Source organism: Roseateles sp. SL47, from assembly GCF_026625885.1.
In the GTDB taxonomy this organism is placed as follows: Bacteria; Pseudomonadota; Gammaproteobacteria; order Burkholderiales; family Burkholderiaceae_C; genus Roseateles.
This window is the reverse complement of the sequence record NZ_CP113068.1, coordinates 1,834,178-1,849,143: the sequence shown is the minus strand read 5'-3', so window position 1 is coordinate 1,849,143 and position 14,966 is coordinate 1,834,178. Positions and strand designations below refer to the sequence as shown.

Annotated in this window: 12 protein-coding genes; 4 read left to right on the top strand and 8 right to left on the bottom strand. The window is 66.1% G+C overall.

All coding sequences use genetic code 11. The features are described 5' to 3' along the window. Positions 1-55 precede the first annotated feature (55 nt). The 4 genes from OU995_RS08040 to OU995_RS08025 form a co-directional block, all read right to left on the bottom strand. A complete protein-coding gene (locus OU995_RS08040; protein ID WP_267835002.1) occupies positions 56-859 on the bottom strand; it encodes an ABC transporter ATP-binding protein in 804 nt (267 codons plus the stop codon). Positions 860-869: 10 nt separating this feature from the next. Next, the gene (gene ntrB / locus OU995_RS08035) at positions 870-1,784 is read right to left on the bottom strand and encodes a nitrate ABC transporter permease (RefSeq protein WP_267835001.1); all 915 of its coding nucleotides are present in this window, start codon (positions 1,782-1,784) and stop codon (positions 870-872) included. 53 nt (positions 1,785-1,837) lie between these two features. Next, positions 1,838-3,055, bottom strand: coding sequence for a CmpA/NrtA family ABC transporter substrate-binding protein (locus tag OU995_RS08030; protein ID WP_267835000.1), 1,218 nt, complete (start codon positions 3,053-3,055; stop codon positions 1,838-1,840). 429 nt (positions 3,056-3,484) lie between these two features. Continuing rightward, a complete protein-coding gene (locus OU995_RS08025; protein ID WP_267834999.1) occupies positions 3,485-4,144 on the bottom strand; it encodes an ANTAR domain-containing response regulator in 660 nt (219 codons plus the stop codon). A 239-nt stretch (positions 4,145-4,383) separates the two neighbouring features. On the opposite strand from OU995_RS08025, the gene icmF reads away from it, so the two are divergent. Next, positions 4,384-7,677 carry a fused isobutyryl-CoA mutase/GTPase IcmF gene (gene icmF, locus OU995_RS08020; protein ID WP_267834998.1) on the top strand — a complete coding sequence of 1,098 codons (3,294 nt, stop codon included), beginning with the start codon at positions 4,384-4,386 and terminating at the stop codon, positions 7,675-7,677. A 327-nt stretch (positions 7,678-8,004) separates the two neighbouring features. Further along, positions 8,005-9,561 carry a methyl-accepting chemotaxis protein gene (locus tag OU995_RS27450; RefSeq protein ID WP_324288725.1) on the top strand — a complete coding sequence of 519 codons (1,557 nt, stop codon included), beginning with the start codon at positions 8,005-8,007 and terminating at the stop codon, positions 9,559-9,561. Here OU995_RS27450 and OU995_RS08005 read toward each other — a convergent pair whose 3' ends face one another. The 3 genes from OU995_RS08005 to OU995_RS07995 form a co-directional block, all read right to left on the bottom strand. Further along, a complete protein-coding gene (locus tag OU995_RS08005; RefSeq protein ID WP_267834997.1) occupies positions 9,562-10,680 on the bottom strand; it encodes a calcium:proton antiporter in 1,119 nt (372 codons plus the stop codon). Between the two features lie 37 nt (positions 10,681-10,717). Next, positions 10,718-11,917, bottom strand: coding sequence for a GGDEF domain-containing protein (locus OU995_RS08000; protein WP_267834996.1), 1,200 nt, complete (start codon positions 11,915-11,917; stop codon positions 10,718-10,720). Positions 11,918-12,104: 187 nt separating this feature from the next. After that, entirely contained in the window at positions 12,105-12,617 is a 513-nt protein-coding gene (locus OU995_RS07995) for a DUF72 domain-containing protein (RefSeq protein ID WP_267834995.1), read from the bottom strand. Between the two features lie 255 nt (positions 12,618-12,872). On the opposite strand from OU995_RS07995, the gene OU995_RS07990 reads away from it, so the two are divergent. After that, positions 12,873-13,355, top strand: coding sequence for a CreA family protein (locus OU995_RS07990; protein WP_267836204.1), 483 nt, complete (start codon positions 12,873-12,875; stop codon positions 13,353-13,355). A gap of 25 nt (positions 13,356-13,380) precedes the next feature. Here OU995_RS07990 and OU995_RS07985 read toward each other — a convergent pair whose 3' ends face one another. After that, positions 13,381-13,785: a rhodanese-like domain-containing protein gene (locus tag OU995_RS07985; RefSeq protein ID WP_267834994.1), complete on the bottom strand. Its 405-nt coding sequence runs from the start codon at positions 13,783-13,785 to the stop codon at positions 13,381-13,383. Positions 13,786-13,931: 146 nt separating this feature from the next. Between OU995_RS07985 and ftrA the strand changes: the two genes are divergently transcribed. Further along, the gene (gene ftrA / locus OU995_RS07980; RefSeq protein ID WP_267834993.1) at positions 13,932-14,879 is read left to right on the top strand and encodes a transcriptional regulator FtrA; all 948 of its coding nucleotides are present in this window, start codon (positions 13,932-13,934) and stop codon (positions 14,877-14,879) included. Positions 14,880-14,966 lie beyond the last annotated feature (87 nt).

Genomic DNA, 14,966 nt, shown 5'->3' with positions numbered 1-14,966 from the left:
GCGGCCTTGTCCGGGCAGCGTTGAACCGGCGAGTCGCGCAGGGCGCGGCCTCAGCTCAGGCCGCCGAGGGTTCGCCGTGGCGGTGGCGGGTGTAGAGGAAGTCGATGACCGCCTTGCGGGCCTGCATGTAGACCGGGTCTTCGGCCAGTGCCACCCGGTCGCGCGGACGCGGCAGCGCCACCGCATGGATCTCGCCGATGGTGGCCGACGGTCCGTTGGTCATCATCACGATGCGGTCCGACAGCAGCACGGCCTCATCCACATCGTGGGTGACCATCACCACTGTGCTCTGCGTGGCGGCCACGATCTTCAGCAACTCGTCCTGCAGATGGGCGCGGGTCAGGGCATCCAGCGCGCCAAAGGGCTCATCCATCAGCAGCACCTTGGGCTCCATGGCCAGGGCGCGCGCAATGCCCACCCGCTGCTTCATGCCGCCGGAAATCTCATGCGGCCGCTTGCTCATGGCGTGGCCCATGCCCACCAGTTGCAGCGCCGCCTCGGTGCGTTCGGCCAGGCGCGCCTTGCCTTCACGCGGTCCGAACACCGTTTCCACCGCCAGCATCACGTTGTCGAAGCAGCTCAGCCACGGCAGCAGCGAATGGTTCTGGAACACCACCGCGCGTTCGGGGCCGGGGCCGGCAATCTCGCGTCCATCACACAGCAGCCCGCCGGAGGTGGGGCGCAGCAGCCCCGCGATGAGGTTGAGCAGGGTCGATTTGCCGCAGCCGGAATGGCCGATCAGCGACACGAATTCCCCCCGTCCAATGTCCAGGTTGATGTCCCGAAGGGCCGGGAAGCGGCCCTGCGGGGTGATGAAGGTCATCTCGGCCTGCTGAACGCTCACAAAGGCTGGGTTCATGATCGGCTCCTCATTCAAAGCGGCGGGCCATCGACACCAGCGCCCATTCCAGCAACATGCCCACGATGCCAATCACAAAGATGGCGATGATGATGTGCTGTACGTTGAGGTTGTTCCACTCGTCCCAGACCCAGAAGCCGATACCCACCCCGCCGGTCAACATCTCGGCGGCGACGATCACCAGCCAGGCGGTGCCCACCGACAGGCGCACACCGGTCAGCAGATAAGGAAGCACTGCCGGCAGCAGGATGCGCGTCACCAGCTTCCATTCCGACAAGCGCAGCACCCGGGCCACATTGAGATAGTCCTGCGGCACCCGTTGCACACCGACCGCCGTGTTCACCACCATCGGCCAGATCGAGCAGATGAAGATGGTCCAGATGGCGGCCGGATTCGCGCTCTTGAACACCAGCAGGCCGATGGGCAGCCAGGCCAGCGGGGACACGGGCTTGAGCAGGCTGATCAGCGGGTTCAGCATGCGGCTGGCGAATTCAAAGCGGCCGATCAGAAAGCCCAGCGGAATGCCCACGGCAGCGGCCAGGCCAAACCCCACCCCCACCCGCTGAAGCGAGTTGAGGACATTCCAGCCGATGCCCTGGTCATTCGGGCCATTGCGATAAAACGGGTCGGCAAACAGCTTGACGGCCGCTTCCCAGGTGGACGCCGGCGTGGGAAACGCGCCGCCCTTGAGCGTGGCGATGTGCCACAGCAGCAGCAACAGCAGCAGGCCGGCCATCGGGGGCAGCACACGCATGCCGATGGCGCGCAGGGCCTGTGAGGCTCGCTGCCGCTGCGACGATGAATCGCCCTTGCCGCCTGCGGACGGACGGGCCGCTCCGGCCGGGGCCGGCGGTGGCGGCAGCACCGCCACCGTCACCGGGGCGGGGCTGCTGTCGCGGGGGGAATGGAACACTGCACTGACCATGTCGCTCTCCGGGTGGCCTGGAAGCCGCGAGGCTGGGCGGGGTACAAGCCCCGTCACACTTTGATCTTGAAGCTGTCGGCATAGCGGGCCGGGTCTTTCCCGTCCCACACCACACCGTCCATCAGCTTGCTGCTGCGCATGCTTTCCTTGGGCACATTGACGCCCAGGGCCGACGCTGCACTGCGGTAGAGATCAATCTGATTGATCTGACGGGCCACACCCAGATAGTCCGGATGCTCCTTGATCAGGCCCCAGCGCTTGTGCTGCGTCAGGAACCACATGCCGTCCGACAGATACGGGAAGTTCACCGCGCCGTCGTTGAAGAACTTCATGTAGTTGGGGTCATCCCAGGTCTTGCCCAGGCCATTCTGGTAGCGGCCCAGGATGCGCTGGTTGATGGCATCCACGCTGGTGTTCACATAGGCCTTGTCGGCAATCGTCTCGGCCATCTTCTGCTTGTTGGACAGGTTGGCATCGATCCAGCGGCTGGCCTCCAGCACGGCCATGATCACGGCCCGCGCGGTGTTGGGATACTTCTTGACGAAGTCCCCGGTGGTGCCCAGCACCTTCTCGGGATGGTCCTTCCAGATGTCCTGCGTGGTGACGGCCGTGATGCCGATGCCATCGATGATGGCGCGGTGCCCCCAGGGCTCCCCCACGCAGAAGCCGTCCATGTTGCCCACCCGCATGTTGGCCACCATCTGCGGCGGCGGCACGGTGATGACCTTGGCATCCTTCATCGGATGGATGCCGGCGCTGGCCAGCCAGTAATACAGCCACATCGCATGGGTGCCGGTGGGGAAGGTCTGGGCGAAGGTGTAGTCCCGCTTGTCCTTCTGCATCACCTTGGCCAGCGACGTGATGTCAGTGGCGCCTGCGTCCGCCAGCTTGCGCGACAAGGTGATGGCCTGGCCGTTGTTGTTGAGGGTCATCAGGATGGCCATGTCCTTCTTCGGACCGGCCACGCCCAGATGCACCCCGTAGATCAGCCCATACAGCACATGGGCCATGTCCAGCTCGCCATTGACCAGCTTGTCCCGCACGCCAGCCCAGGAGGCTTCCTTGGTCGGCACGATCTTGATGCCGTACTTCTTGTCGAAACCCAAGGTGGCGGCCATGACCACGGAGGCGCAGTCGGTCAGCGGGATGAAGCCGATACGGACTTCTTCCTTCTCCGGCTTGTCCGACCCTGCAGCCCAGGCCGCCGGCACCGCCGACAAGCCGGACAACGCGGCGCCCGTGGCGAGCAACTGGCGACGCTCAGCACTCATCAGACCCTCCCTGGATGTTCCGGAACCTTGGGAACCACTCGAACCTTGCTGCATGCGAAAGACCTCCGAAGCCGCGTGATCACTGCACGCGGAAGTCGACAGACAAAAACAAAAAAGGCGCCGATCACGTGCACGCCGCAAGTTGCGACGGGCACCGGATCAGACGCCTTTGTCCAATTTCGCCGATGGCTCGAGGCCCACGCCGTTGTGGGCCTCACCGCAGATATTGCATGAAGCATGCCAGCGCCGCGCAGCACTGGCGTTCAGAGAGAAGCCCTCACAGCGATGCCGGCCGCAGGGGCCTGGGGCGCACACTTTGGTGGCACAGCGCGCTGAGTTGGTGCGCGGGGCTGGTGCATCGCACGGAGTTCCCCGGACATCTCACCGCCGCACGCTCGCACAAGCCCGGTCGATCGACGTCCGCCCCCATCAACCCGGCCGCAACAGCTCATGCGCATCGATCACCCGCTGCGCCACCTGCACCAGCGTCTCGCCCCGGTCCATGGCCAGCTTGCGCAGGCGCTGATAGGCCTTGTCCTCATCCAGTCCCATCTCGCTCATGAAAATGCCCTTGGCCCGTTCGATGCGCTTGCGCGAGGCCAGTTGCTCCTGGGCCTTGTTCAGCTCCTCCCGCAGCGCCAGGTCCTGTTCGAAGCGGGCAATGGCCACCTGCAGCACCGGTGCCAGGCGTTGCGTCTGCAGCCCGGCCACCACATAAGCGCTCACACCCGCTTTGATGGCGCGGCGCATCGGCGTCTGGTCGGCATCTTCGGCAAACACCACCACCGGGCGCGGCATGCGCGCCGACAGCGTGGCCAGGTTCTCCAGCGTGTCACGCGTGGGCGATTCCGCATCCACGATCACCACGTCCGGCTGCAGCCGCAGCACACAGTCATGGATCAGCGTGGCCTGCTCAATCACGCCCACCACCTCGCAGCCCTGCCGGGCCAGTTCCTCGCTGAGCAGATGCACCCGATGGGCGCCGTCATCGATCAGCAGCACCCGCAGGCCCTGCGTCGCCGGTGGAGACGCTTCCGGGCCTTCGCCGGGGCCGGCCGGTGGAGAGGAGGGTGGACGGGGAGCATTCACGACCGGCGCGGCGCAAGTTTCATGCCGTCCCGCCCGGCAACATCTTCAAGCCCCTCGCTGCACCGGCCCCCGCGCTCGCCCTCTCTCTGTGTGATTCCATCGAGGGTATACCCTCGGATACCGTTTACGTTAACGTCAATCGGCGCCTAGAATCAAGCGCAACCGGAACACCCAGCGCCGCCACGAGCGGCACAGTCCGCAAGCATGACGGACGCGGGTGGCCGTGCTGGAGACTACCCATGACCGAGCTGTCCGCCGAGTACCAGGCCCTGGCCGAGTACCGCCCCACCCACAAGGTCCGCTTCGTGACCGCCGCCAGCCTGTTTGACGGGCACGATGCGGCGATCAACATCATGCGGCGCATTCTGCAGGGCATGGGCGCCGAGGTGATCCACCTGGGGCACAACCGCTCGGTGGATGAAGTGGTGACCGCTGCGCTCCAGGAAGATGCCCAGGGCATTGCCGTCAGCAGCTACCAGGGCGGCCATGTTGAATACTTCAAGTACATGGTCGAGCTGCTGAAGCAGCGCGGCGGTGAGGGCATCCAGGTGTTCGGTGGCGGCGGCGGTGTGATCGTGCCGGCCGAGATCCGCGACCTGAACCAACATGGCGTGCGCATCTACAGCCCCGAAGATGGGCAGCGCATGGGCCTGCAGGGCATGATCGGCGAGATGCTGATGCGCTGCGATCGGGCCCTGGCTGCACAGGCCCCCTATCGGCTGGAATCGCTGCAGGGCCATGATGAAGCCGCCTGGCGGGCCCTGGCCCGCACCATCACCGCCTTGGAGAACGAGCAGTCCGATCCGGACTTCCACACGTTCACCCAGGCCCTGCGCGATCACGCTGCGGGTGTGCGCGTGCCCGTGCTGGGCATCACGGGCACGGGTGGCGCTGGCAAATCCAGCCTGACCGACGAATTGATCCGTCGCCTGCGGCTGGATGAGGACGACCGGCTGCGTGTGGCCGTGATCTCCATCGACCCCTCCCGGCGCAAGAGCGGCGGCGCGCTGCTGGGTGACCGGATCCGCATGAATGCCATCAGTCCGTGGGCGGCAGGCCCGCGGGTGTACATGCGCTCCCTGGCCACGCGGGACTTCGGCTCGGAAATCTCCAAGGCACTGCCGGATGTGATCGCTGCGGCCAAGGTGGCTGGCTTTGATCTGGTGATTGTGGAGACATCCGGCATCGGCCAGGGTGACGCCGCCATCGTGCCGCATGTGGATGTTCCGATGTATGTGATGACGCCCGAATTCGGTGCGGCCAGCCAGCTCGAGAAGATCGACATGCTCGACTTTGCCGAGTTCGTGGCCATCAACAAGTTCGATCGCAAGGGCGCTGCCGATGCCTGGCGTGATGTCGCCAAGCAGGTGCAGCGCAACCGCGAAGCCTGGGGCCGCAAGCCCGAGGAGATGCCGGTGTTCGGCACCATGGCCAGCCGCTTCAACGATGACGGCGTGACCGCGCTGTATCAGGCCCTCAAGCCACGGCTGGCCGAGCTGGGGCTTTCGCTCACCGGTGGCCGTCTGCCCGTGGCCCCCACCCGGTTCAGCACCCATCAGACCCCCATCGTCCCACCGGCCCGTGCCCGTTATCTGGCCGAGATTGCCGATGCGGTGCGGGGCTACAAGCGGCGCGCACGTGCCCAGGCGCGGCTGGCCCGTGAAGTGCAGCAGCTCCAGGCCAGCGCCACCATGCTCACGCAGGCGCAGGCCGGGGCCGACGTCAGCGCCCTGCAGAGCCTGGCCGAAGAGCGCCAGGCCCGTCTGGATGCCGACGCCCGCCAGTTGCTGGCCCGCTGGCCCGACGTGCAGCAGGCCTATGCCGGTGACGAATTCGTGGTGAAGATCCGCGACCGTGAACAGCGCACGTCGCTGGTCTCCACCAGCCTTTCAGGCACGCGTGTGCGCAAGGTGGTGCTGCCGGGTTATGAAGACCATGGCGAACTGCTGAAGTGGCTGATGCTGGAGAACCTGCCGGGCTATTTCCCGTTCACCGCAGGTGTGTTCCCGTTCAAGCGGGAAGGGGAAGATCCCACGCGGATGTTTGCCGGTGAAGGGGATGCCTTCCGCACCAACCGCCGCTTCAAGCTTGTCTCGGAGGGCATGCCGGCCAAGCGCCTGTCCACCGCCTTTGATTCCGTCACGCTGTACGGCGCCGATCCCGCGCCCCGGCCGGACATCTACGGCAAGGTCGGCAACTCCGGCGTGAGCATCGCCACGCTGGACGATATGAAAGTGTTGTACGACGGCTTTGACCTGTGTGATCCGGCCACCTCCGTCTCCATGACCATCAATGGCCCGGCGCCCACCCTCCTGGCGATGTTCATGAACACGGCCATCGATCAGCGGCTGGACCGCTTCAAGGCCGAGCAGGGGCGCGCCCCCAGGCCCGACGAAGACGCTGCCCTCCGGGCCACCGTGTTGTCCCAGGTGCGAGGCACGGTGCAGGCCGACATCCTCAAGGAAGACCAGGGCCAGAACACCTGCATTTTCTCGACCGAGTTCTCGCTCAAGGTGATGGGCGACATCGCCGACTACTTTGTACGGCGCAACGTGCGCAACTTCTACTCGGTGTCGATCAGCGGCTACCACATTGCCGAAGCGGGCGCGAACCCGATCTCTCAGCTGGCCTTCACCCTCTCCAACGGCTTCACCTTTGTGGAGGCGTATCTGGCGCGAGGCATGCACATCGACGACTTCGCGCCCAACCTCAGCTTTTTCTTCAGCAATGGCATGGACCCGGAATACACCGTGCTTGGCCGTGTGGCCCGCCGCATCTGGGCCGTGGCCATGCGGGACCGTTATGGTGCCAACGAGCGCAGCCAGAAGCTGAAGTACCACGTGCAGACCTCCGGTCGCAGCCTGCATGCGCAGGAGATCGCGTTCAACGACATCCGCACCACGCTGCAGGCGCTGATTGCCATCTACGACAACTGCAACTCCCTGCACACCAACGCCTACGACGAAGCCATCACCACACCGACCGAAGAATCGGTGCGCCGCGCCATGGCCATCCAGTTGATCATCAATCGGGAATGGGGACTGGCCAAGAACGAGAATCCGAGCCAGGGTGCCTTCATCATCGAAGAGCTGACCGAACTGGTGGAAGAGGCGGTGCTGACAGAATTCGAACGCATTGCCGAGCGGGGGGGCGTGCTGGGTGCGATGGAGACCGGCTACCAGCGCGGCCGCATCCAGGAGGAATCGATGCACTACGAGATGCTCAAGCACACCGGCGAATACCCCATCATCGGTGTGAACACCTTCCGCAATCCGCAGGGTGATCCGGTGCCTGAACACATCGAGCTGGCGCGCTCCACCGAGCAGGAAAAAACCAGCCAGTTGCAGCGCCTGGCGGACTTCCAGACCCGCCACGCGGCCCACAGCCCGGCCCTGCTGCAGCGCCTGCAGCAGGCGGTGATCGACAACGGCAACGTGTTCGAGGTGCTGATGGACGCCGTGCGGGTGTGCTCGCTGGGCCAGATCACGGCGGCGCTTTTCGAGGTCGGCGGCCAGTACCGCCGCAGCATGTAAGCCCTCCGGTGGCGACCTGCAAGAGCGCCAGGTGGGTTCAAGCATCGATGAAACGGTCCGGCTGGGGGCGGCGCTCGGCGCCAACAGGCAGCGTTGATGGAGCAACCAACCAGCCTGGTGCGGGTGTTCAAGCGGGTCGCGTGTGCTGCCCCACGGCACTCGCGGCCCGATGACAACGTTTCCCCCGTAGATCGGGGAAAAGTCCGTGCCCAACGGTCACTGCCGCCGTGACAAGTGCCGCAGCCACGGGGGCGCCGCCGCTTGCAGCGCGGCAAACGCCACTCCCATAATCGATCGTACATAGATCAAACGACGTTGGGGGTCTCCATGCTGTTCCAAAGACTCAACCGGATGAAGATCACCACGCTGCTGCAGGTCGGCTTTGCGGCGGTGCTGGTGATGGCGGCGCTGATGACCGGCGTCGGGGTGTACAAACTGCGCGAGATGATGCGCCTCAGCGATGCCCTGCACGAACAAGAGCAACGGCGCACCCTGGCGTTCCAGTGGCGAGGCGCGACCGAGCTCAACCTCAACCGGGTGATGTCCATGGCCAAGTCCGGCGGCCAACAGCAGCTCAGCGACTATCTGGGCGGCCAGATGGCAAAGACCACCGAGCGCATCAACGAACTGCAGGCCACGCTGGAGCGCGGCATCGCTGATTCGGAGCAGAAGGCCCAGCTGGCCGTCATTGCTCAGGCGCGCAAGCGTTACGTGGACATCCGCAAGTCGGTCATGGAGGCCATCAAGGCCGATCCCTCCGCCGGCCAGCGCCAGGTGGATCAGACCCTCGCGCCCGTTGCGGCGGAGTACCTGTCCAGCGTGGACAAGCTGGCCTCGCTGATTGCGGAAGACACCGACGCCTTTGCCAAGCAGCAGGCGGTGCAGGCCCAGCAGGCCGCCACGCTGATGCTGGTCCTCACCGCCCTGGCCGTTGTGCTGGGCATCGTCATCGCATGGCGCATCACCCGTTCGGTGCGGGCCCCGATGGTGCATGCCGGCGCGGTGGCCGCGACGATTGCCAGCGGCGACCTGAGCCAGGACATCCACGTTGAACGCAGCGACGAAATCGGTGTGCTGCTGCGAGAACTCAGCCGCATGCAGGATTCGCTGCGCCTGATGGTGAGCCAGGTGCGCGAAGGCACGGAGACCATCAATGTGGCCACCCGCGAGATCGCCACCGGCAATCAGGACCTGTCAGCACGGACCGAATCCACCGCTTCCAATCTGCAAGAGACCGCATCGTCCCTGGAAGAGCTGACCGGCACCGTCGCGCACACCGCCAGTTCAGCCCGTCAGGCCAACGAACTGGTCAGCGAGGCCCGCAGCTCTGCCTCCAAGGGCGGCGCCGTGGTCGGCGAAGTGGTGCAGGTGATGCAGCAGATCGAAACCAGCTCGCGCAAGATCAGCGACATCATCGGCGTGATCGATGGCATTGCCTTCCAGACCAACATCCTGGCGCTGAACGCCGCCGTGGAGGCCGCGCGGGCCGGGGAGCAGGGGCGCGGATTTGCAGTGGTGGCCGGCGAGGTGCGGGCCCTGGCCCAACGCAGCGCCACGGCTGCCAAGGAGATCAAGATGCTGATCGGCGAGAGCGTGGACCGGGTGGCGTCGGGCACCCGGCTGGTGACGGATGCCGGCGAGGCCATGAGCGAGATCGTTCAGGGCGTGCGCCGCGTGGCGGAAATCGTCAACGAGATCGCCACCGCTGCCTCGGAGCAGAGCGGTGGTATCGGCCAGGTGAACGTGGCTGTGCAGCGCCTGGATGAAATGACGCAGCAGAATGCAGCGCTGGTCGAGGAATCAGCCGCCGCAGCCGGGTCCCTGCAGAACCAGGCGCAACAGCTCAATGAACTGGTGAGTGCCTTCCGTCTGGCGCGTCATTGATCAGGGAATCACCGCCAGGAACAGGAACACGGCAAACACCACCAGGTGGACGGCCCCCTGCAGCACGGTGGCCCGTCCCCCGCCCAGGGTCAGCCCGCCCACCAGAAAGGTGAGAAACAGCAGCACCATGCTCAAAGGCGACAGGCCCAGCACCAGCGAATGCGGGAACAGCGGCGAGAGCACCGCCACCGTCGGGATGGTGAGGCCGATGCTGGCCAGGCCCGATCCCAAGGCCAGGTTGAGGCTGGTCTGCAGCCGGTTGTGAAGCGCCGCCCGCACCGCCGCGAGGGTTTCCGGCAGCAGCACCAGCAGCGCCACGATCACGCCCACCAGCGACGGCGGCGCACCGATGCCGCTCACCGCCTGCTCAATGGTGGGGGCCAGCAGTTTCGCCAGCCCCACCACCCCCACCAGGCAGCCCATCAACAGGGCCAGGCTGACCAGCGCCACCTGGTTGCTGGGCGGCTCCGCATGTGCATGCTGGTCATCCGCGCCGGTCTCCGGCAGGAAGTAATCGCGGTGGCGGATGGCCTGCACAAACACGAAAGCCCCATACAGCACCAGGGACACCGCCCCGGCGAAGAAGAGCTGGGTACGGGTGAAGGTCGGCCCGGGGGAGCTGGTGGTGAAGGCCGGCAGCACCAGCGTCAGCACCGACAAGGCGGCCAGCACGGCCAGGGTGGGGCTGGTGCCGTCCACACGGAACTTCAGCACCTGATGCTTCCAGCCGCCCACCAAGATGCAAAGGCCCAGCACACCGTTGCACACGATCATGATGGCGGAAAACACCGTGTCCCGCGCCAGCGTGTTGGTGGATTCGCCGCCGGCCAGCATCAGCGACACGATCAACGCCACTTCGATGATGGTGACCGCCACGGCCAACACCAGCGAGCCATACGGCTCACCCACGCGGTGGGCCACCACCTCCGCATGGTGTACGGCAGCCAGCACCGCCGCGATCAGCAGCACGCTGACCAGCGACAGCACCATCCAGCTGCCGCTGTTGCCCAGCCCCAAAAGGCCCGCGACGGCAGCGACCGGAGACAGCAAGGTCCAGAGGGGAAGCGCCGCAGGCAGACGAGCCAGGAAGGAGGTGGAGGAGTGTGAGGTTCGGGCCATGGGCCAAGCATAGACGACGCTTGCTCAGGCCCTGGGTTCAAGCCGTTGCGGGATCCTGGGGATGCGCCCGGCTGGTCATGCCTTCTTGATAGACATGCACGCGATTGCGCCCTTCGCCCTTGGCGACATACAGCGCCTGATCGGCCCTCGTGAAGAGTTGCTCCGCGCCGAGTTGCTGCACGGGCTGGGCCACCGCGATGCCGGCGGAGACGGTCAGGCCAAAGGGCTCCCCACCGTCATGGCGGATCTGCAGCGCGGCCACGCCCTCGCGGATCTGCTCCACCAGGCGTGTGGCCCCCACCGTGTCGGTGCCGGGCAGTACGAGCACGAACTCCTCCCCGCCCCAGCGGCCCATCACATCGGAGGCCCGTAGCCGTTGCCGCACTTCGGTCACGAAGTACTGCAGGGCGGTGTCGCCCGCGCTGTGACCGTGGGTATCGTTGATCACCTTGAAGTGGTCGAGGTCCAGCAGCACCAAGGCGACCGGCTGGAATTCGCGGCGACCGCGCTCCAGTTCGTGCCGCAGCAGTGCGTCTGCCGTGCCGCGGTTGAGGCAGCCGGTCAGCGCATCGATGGAGGCCATGTCCTCCATGCGCCGCGCCACCCGTTCAAAATTGGCCAGCACAAATCCGAAGCCGGCGCCGATCAGGCAGATGAAGCTGAAGAGGAAGGTCAGGCCCTGGCCCAGACTGCTTTGCATGAGGTTCTGATAGTCCTCGGGATGGCGCCAGGCATGCACCGCCCGCAGCACCAGGCTGGCCGCCGCCATGACCAGCGTGATGCCCACGCTGCGCAGGGAATATTCCGAACGCCAGCCGACGCTCAGCAGCACCGCGATGCCCGGCAGCAGCAGGCTCGCAAAGACCAGCGAAATGGCGGCCGTGCGCAGGTACAGCGGCCAGGTCAGCATCCACGCAGTCAGCAACCAGGCCGCGCCGGGGCCGCACCACCACCACCAGCGCGGCATGGAACGCCCCAGCACATGCCGGTAGATGCCCTCGCAATACACCACGATGCCCAGGGCAATCAGCCCGTTCCCTGCCAGCGCCGAAATCCAGGTGGGCAGAAACACCCGCGACGCCAACATCGAAAAGCCCAGCAGCAGAATCCAGGAGCCCCAGGTCCAGACCCCCAGGTCCAGATAACGCAGCCGGCTGCGGCGCGCCATCCAAAGCTGAATCCCCAGCATCGCAAATCCGCTGAGCAGGGCCAGCATCAATGTGGGGATGTGAATCATCAAAACATCCTAACGCCGCCCCGCCGCTTTTGGCTGCCGCACCAGACGTGCGCACTCGGGCTTGCCGCCGGGCCGTGGCGGGCGGTCCACACCCTGGGTCAAGGTGCGAGACGGGGGACCGTCAGCGGCATCCGGGCATCCGGGCATCCGGGCATCAGGGCATCAGGGCATCAGGTCCTCATCGACATCAGCGCAGGCGGCTCAGGAGCGCCTGGGCCGCAGCCGGTGCGCGCTCCTTGGCTCCGCTGATAAAGAAGACATAGACATCACGCGGCTGCATCGGTGGCACATGGCTGGGGTCGATCAGGGCCAGGCCGGTGGGCTGATGTCCGGATTGCCAGGCACGTGTGCATCGGGCCAGCCCGTCCAGCACCGTGTCATCAATGCCGGTGACAAGCGCCGATCGGGTGCGCATGATGCGGGTGCAGACGATATCGCTGGTGAGGTCCGGCATCGGCGGATAGTCCTCCGACTCGGTGAACACCACCCCCACGTGGTGCTGTCGCAGCGACGCCAGGAAGGCCGGATCCCGGAAGCTGCCCGGATGGTGCCCATGCTTGTGCTCATGAATCCTCCAGCAGTCCATGCCGCCGCGTCTCGCCGCAGCGGGTGACCTTGAGTGCGCGGCGGCCTGGCGTAGGCGCCAGCGCTTGATCAGCGCAGAGCGGTGCCGGCTGAGTTCGATGCTCAACCGAATCATGACGGCAAGCCGGTGCCCGCAGGGGGCTCCGGCACCACACGGGCACCACACTGGCAGCTTGCAACGCTCGTGCTACAACGGCGCATTCGAGGAGTGCTCCGCATGTTTGATTCATCCCACGATCCGCGTTCTGACCGTACCCAGCTCCGCCGGCCCATCCAGGCCCGCGCTGCGGCTCTTCATCGAGGCGCTTCACCGGACGCGCCCGCTGCGCACCAGCACCGGCTCGTCCAACGGCTGGCCGCGTCTGGGCTGATGGCGGCCGCTGGCATCGCCTTGATCGCCTTGCTCGCTGCCGGGCCCGGCGCCGCCCATGCGGTCGAATCCGACGCCATCGGCGAGGTGGACACCGTCTTCAAGTGGATCGGGCCCGACCACAAGATCGTGGTGGACGCCTACGACGACCCCGGCGTGCAGGGCGTGACCTGTTATGTGTCGCGGGCCAAGACCGGCGGCGTCAAGGGCGCGCTAGGGCTGGCCGAAGACAAGTCCGAAGCATCGATTGCCTGTCGCGCGGTGGGCCCGGTGAGCTTCCCCAAGCCGCTGCCACGCAAGGAAGAAGTGTTTTCTGAACGCCGCTCGCTGGTCTTCAAACGGCTGCGGGTGGTCCGCATGGTGGACCCCAAGCGCAATACGCTGGTGTACCTGACCTATTCGGATCGGGTGATCGAGGGGTCGCCTCAGAACAGCGTCACGGCCGTGCCGGTGGACCGTGGCACGCCGATCCCGCTGAAGTGATCGCAGGGGAGGCTGCCCCCGCCGATCAGAGGGCGGCGTCCACCTGCAGGACAAAGCCCTCATCCACCCAGCCGGTGATGCCGCCAATCATGAGCTTGACCGGCCGTCCCAGGCGAGCCAGACGAGCCGCGCCCCGGTGGGCGCCATTGCAATGCGGCCCGGCGCAATACACCACAAACAGCGTGTCCGGCGGGTAATGGGCCAGCTTGCCCTCCGTGATCTTGCCATGCGGCAGGCTGAGCGCGCCCGGCACATGGCCGCGTGAAAACAGCTCATGGCTGCGCACATCCAGCAGCACATAGTCGGGCGCCCCGGAAGACATGGAGGCATGCACATCCCAGCAGTCGGTTTCGAAGCGAAGCGCTTGCTCGAAATGAGTCAAGGCCTCGGCACTGCTGGCGGCGGGGGGCGTGGAGACAAAAGACGGCATCAAGGGCTCCTGGGCAGACAAGGACGAAGGGTGGGGCACAACGGCGTCGCACCAGGGGGGCATGACGGCTGTGATGTCCGTCAGTGTCCCGGTCGCCGTCGCTGTTGGCCAGTGGCGCTTCTGACAGTGATCAGTAAGATCACGCCATGCCTCACCGTGTCGCGATCCTGGCGTATGACCGCCTCTGCATGTTCGAATTCGGCTGCGCCGTCGAGCTGTTTGCCCTGGAGCGTCCGGAGCTGGAGGTGGACTGGTATCAGCATTTGATCTGCGCGGTGGAGCCGGGTCCGCTGCGCGGTACCGGCGGCATCCAGGTCCAGGCCCCCCATGGGCTCAACGCCCTGCGCCGCGCCGACACCATCGTGGTGCCCGGCTGGCGCGACCCGGCGGAACGTGCCCCGGAACCGCTGCTGGCGGCCCTGCGCAAGGCGCATGCACGCGGCGCCCGGATCTGCAGCATCTGCTCGGGTGTCTTTGTGCTGGCCCATGCCGGGCTGCTGGAGGGCCGCCGCGCAACGACCCATTGGCGTTATGCGCAGCGGCTGGCCGACACCTTCCCCTCCATCCAGGTCGATTCCTCCTCCCTCTACATCGACGAGGGCCAGGTCATCACTTCGGCCGGATCGGCCGCCGGCCTGGACATGCTCATGCACCTGGTGCGCAAGGACCACGGCAGCCAGGTGGCCAATGCCGTCGCACAACGGCTGGTGATGGCGCCGCAGCGGGAAGGCGGTCAGGCCCAGTTCGTGCCGCGCCCCATGCCGTCCCGCGCCGACAGCCCGATGGCGCGCCTGCAGGCCCACCTGCGGGCCCATCCGCGCGACGACCATCGCGTGGAGAGCCTCGCGCGTCATGTCGGTATGAGCCCACGCTCCTTGCAGCGGCATTTCAAAGCCAGCACCGGCCTGGCGCTGATGGACTGGCTGGTGCGCGAGCGGGTGGGCCTGGCCAAGGAACTGCTGGAAACGCGTCCGCAGCTGGATGTGGAGGCCGTGGCCGACCTCTCCGGGCTGGGGTCGCCCGAATCCTTGCGTCGCCACTTCCGTCAGCTGGGGCTGCCGGCGCCGTCCCGCTACCGTCGCCAATTCGGATGACGTGCGTCAAGGCGCCGGGTGGCCCCCAGCGCCGCCCCGGTCGACCAGAGGTCACAATGGGTCAGCCCATTCCCGGCCGGCAGTTGC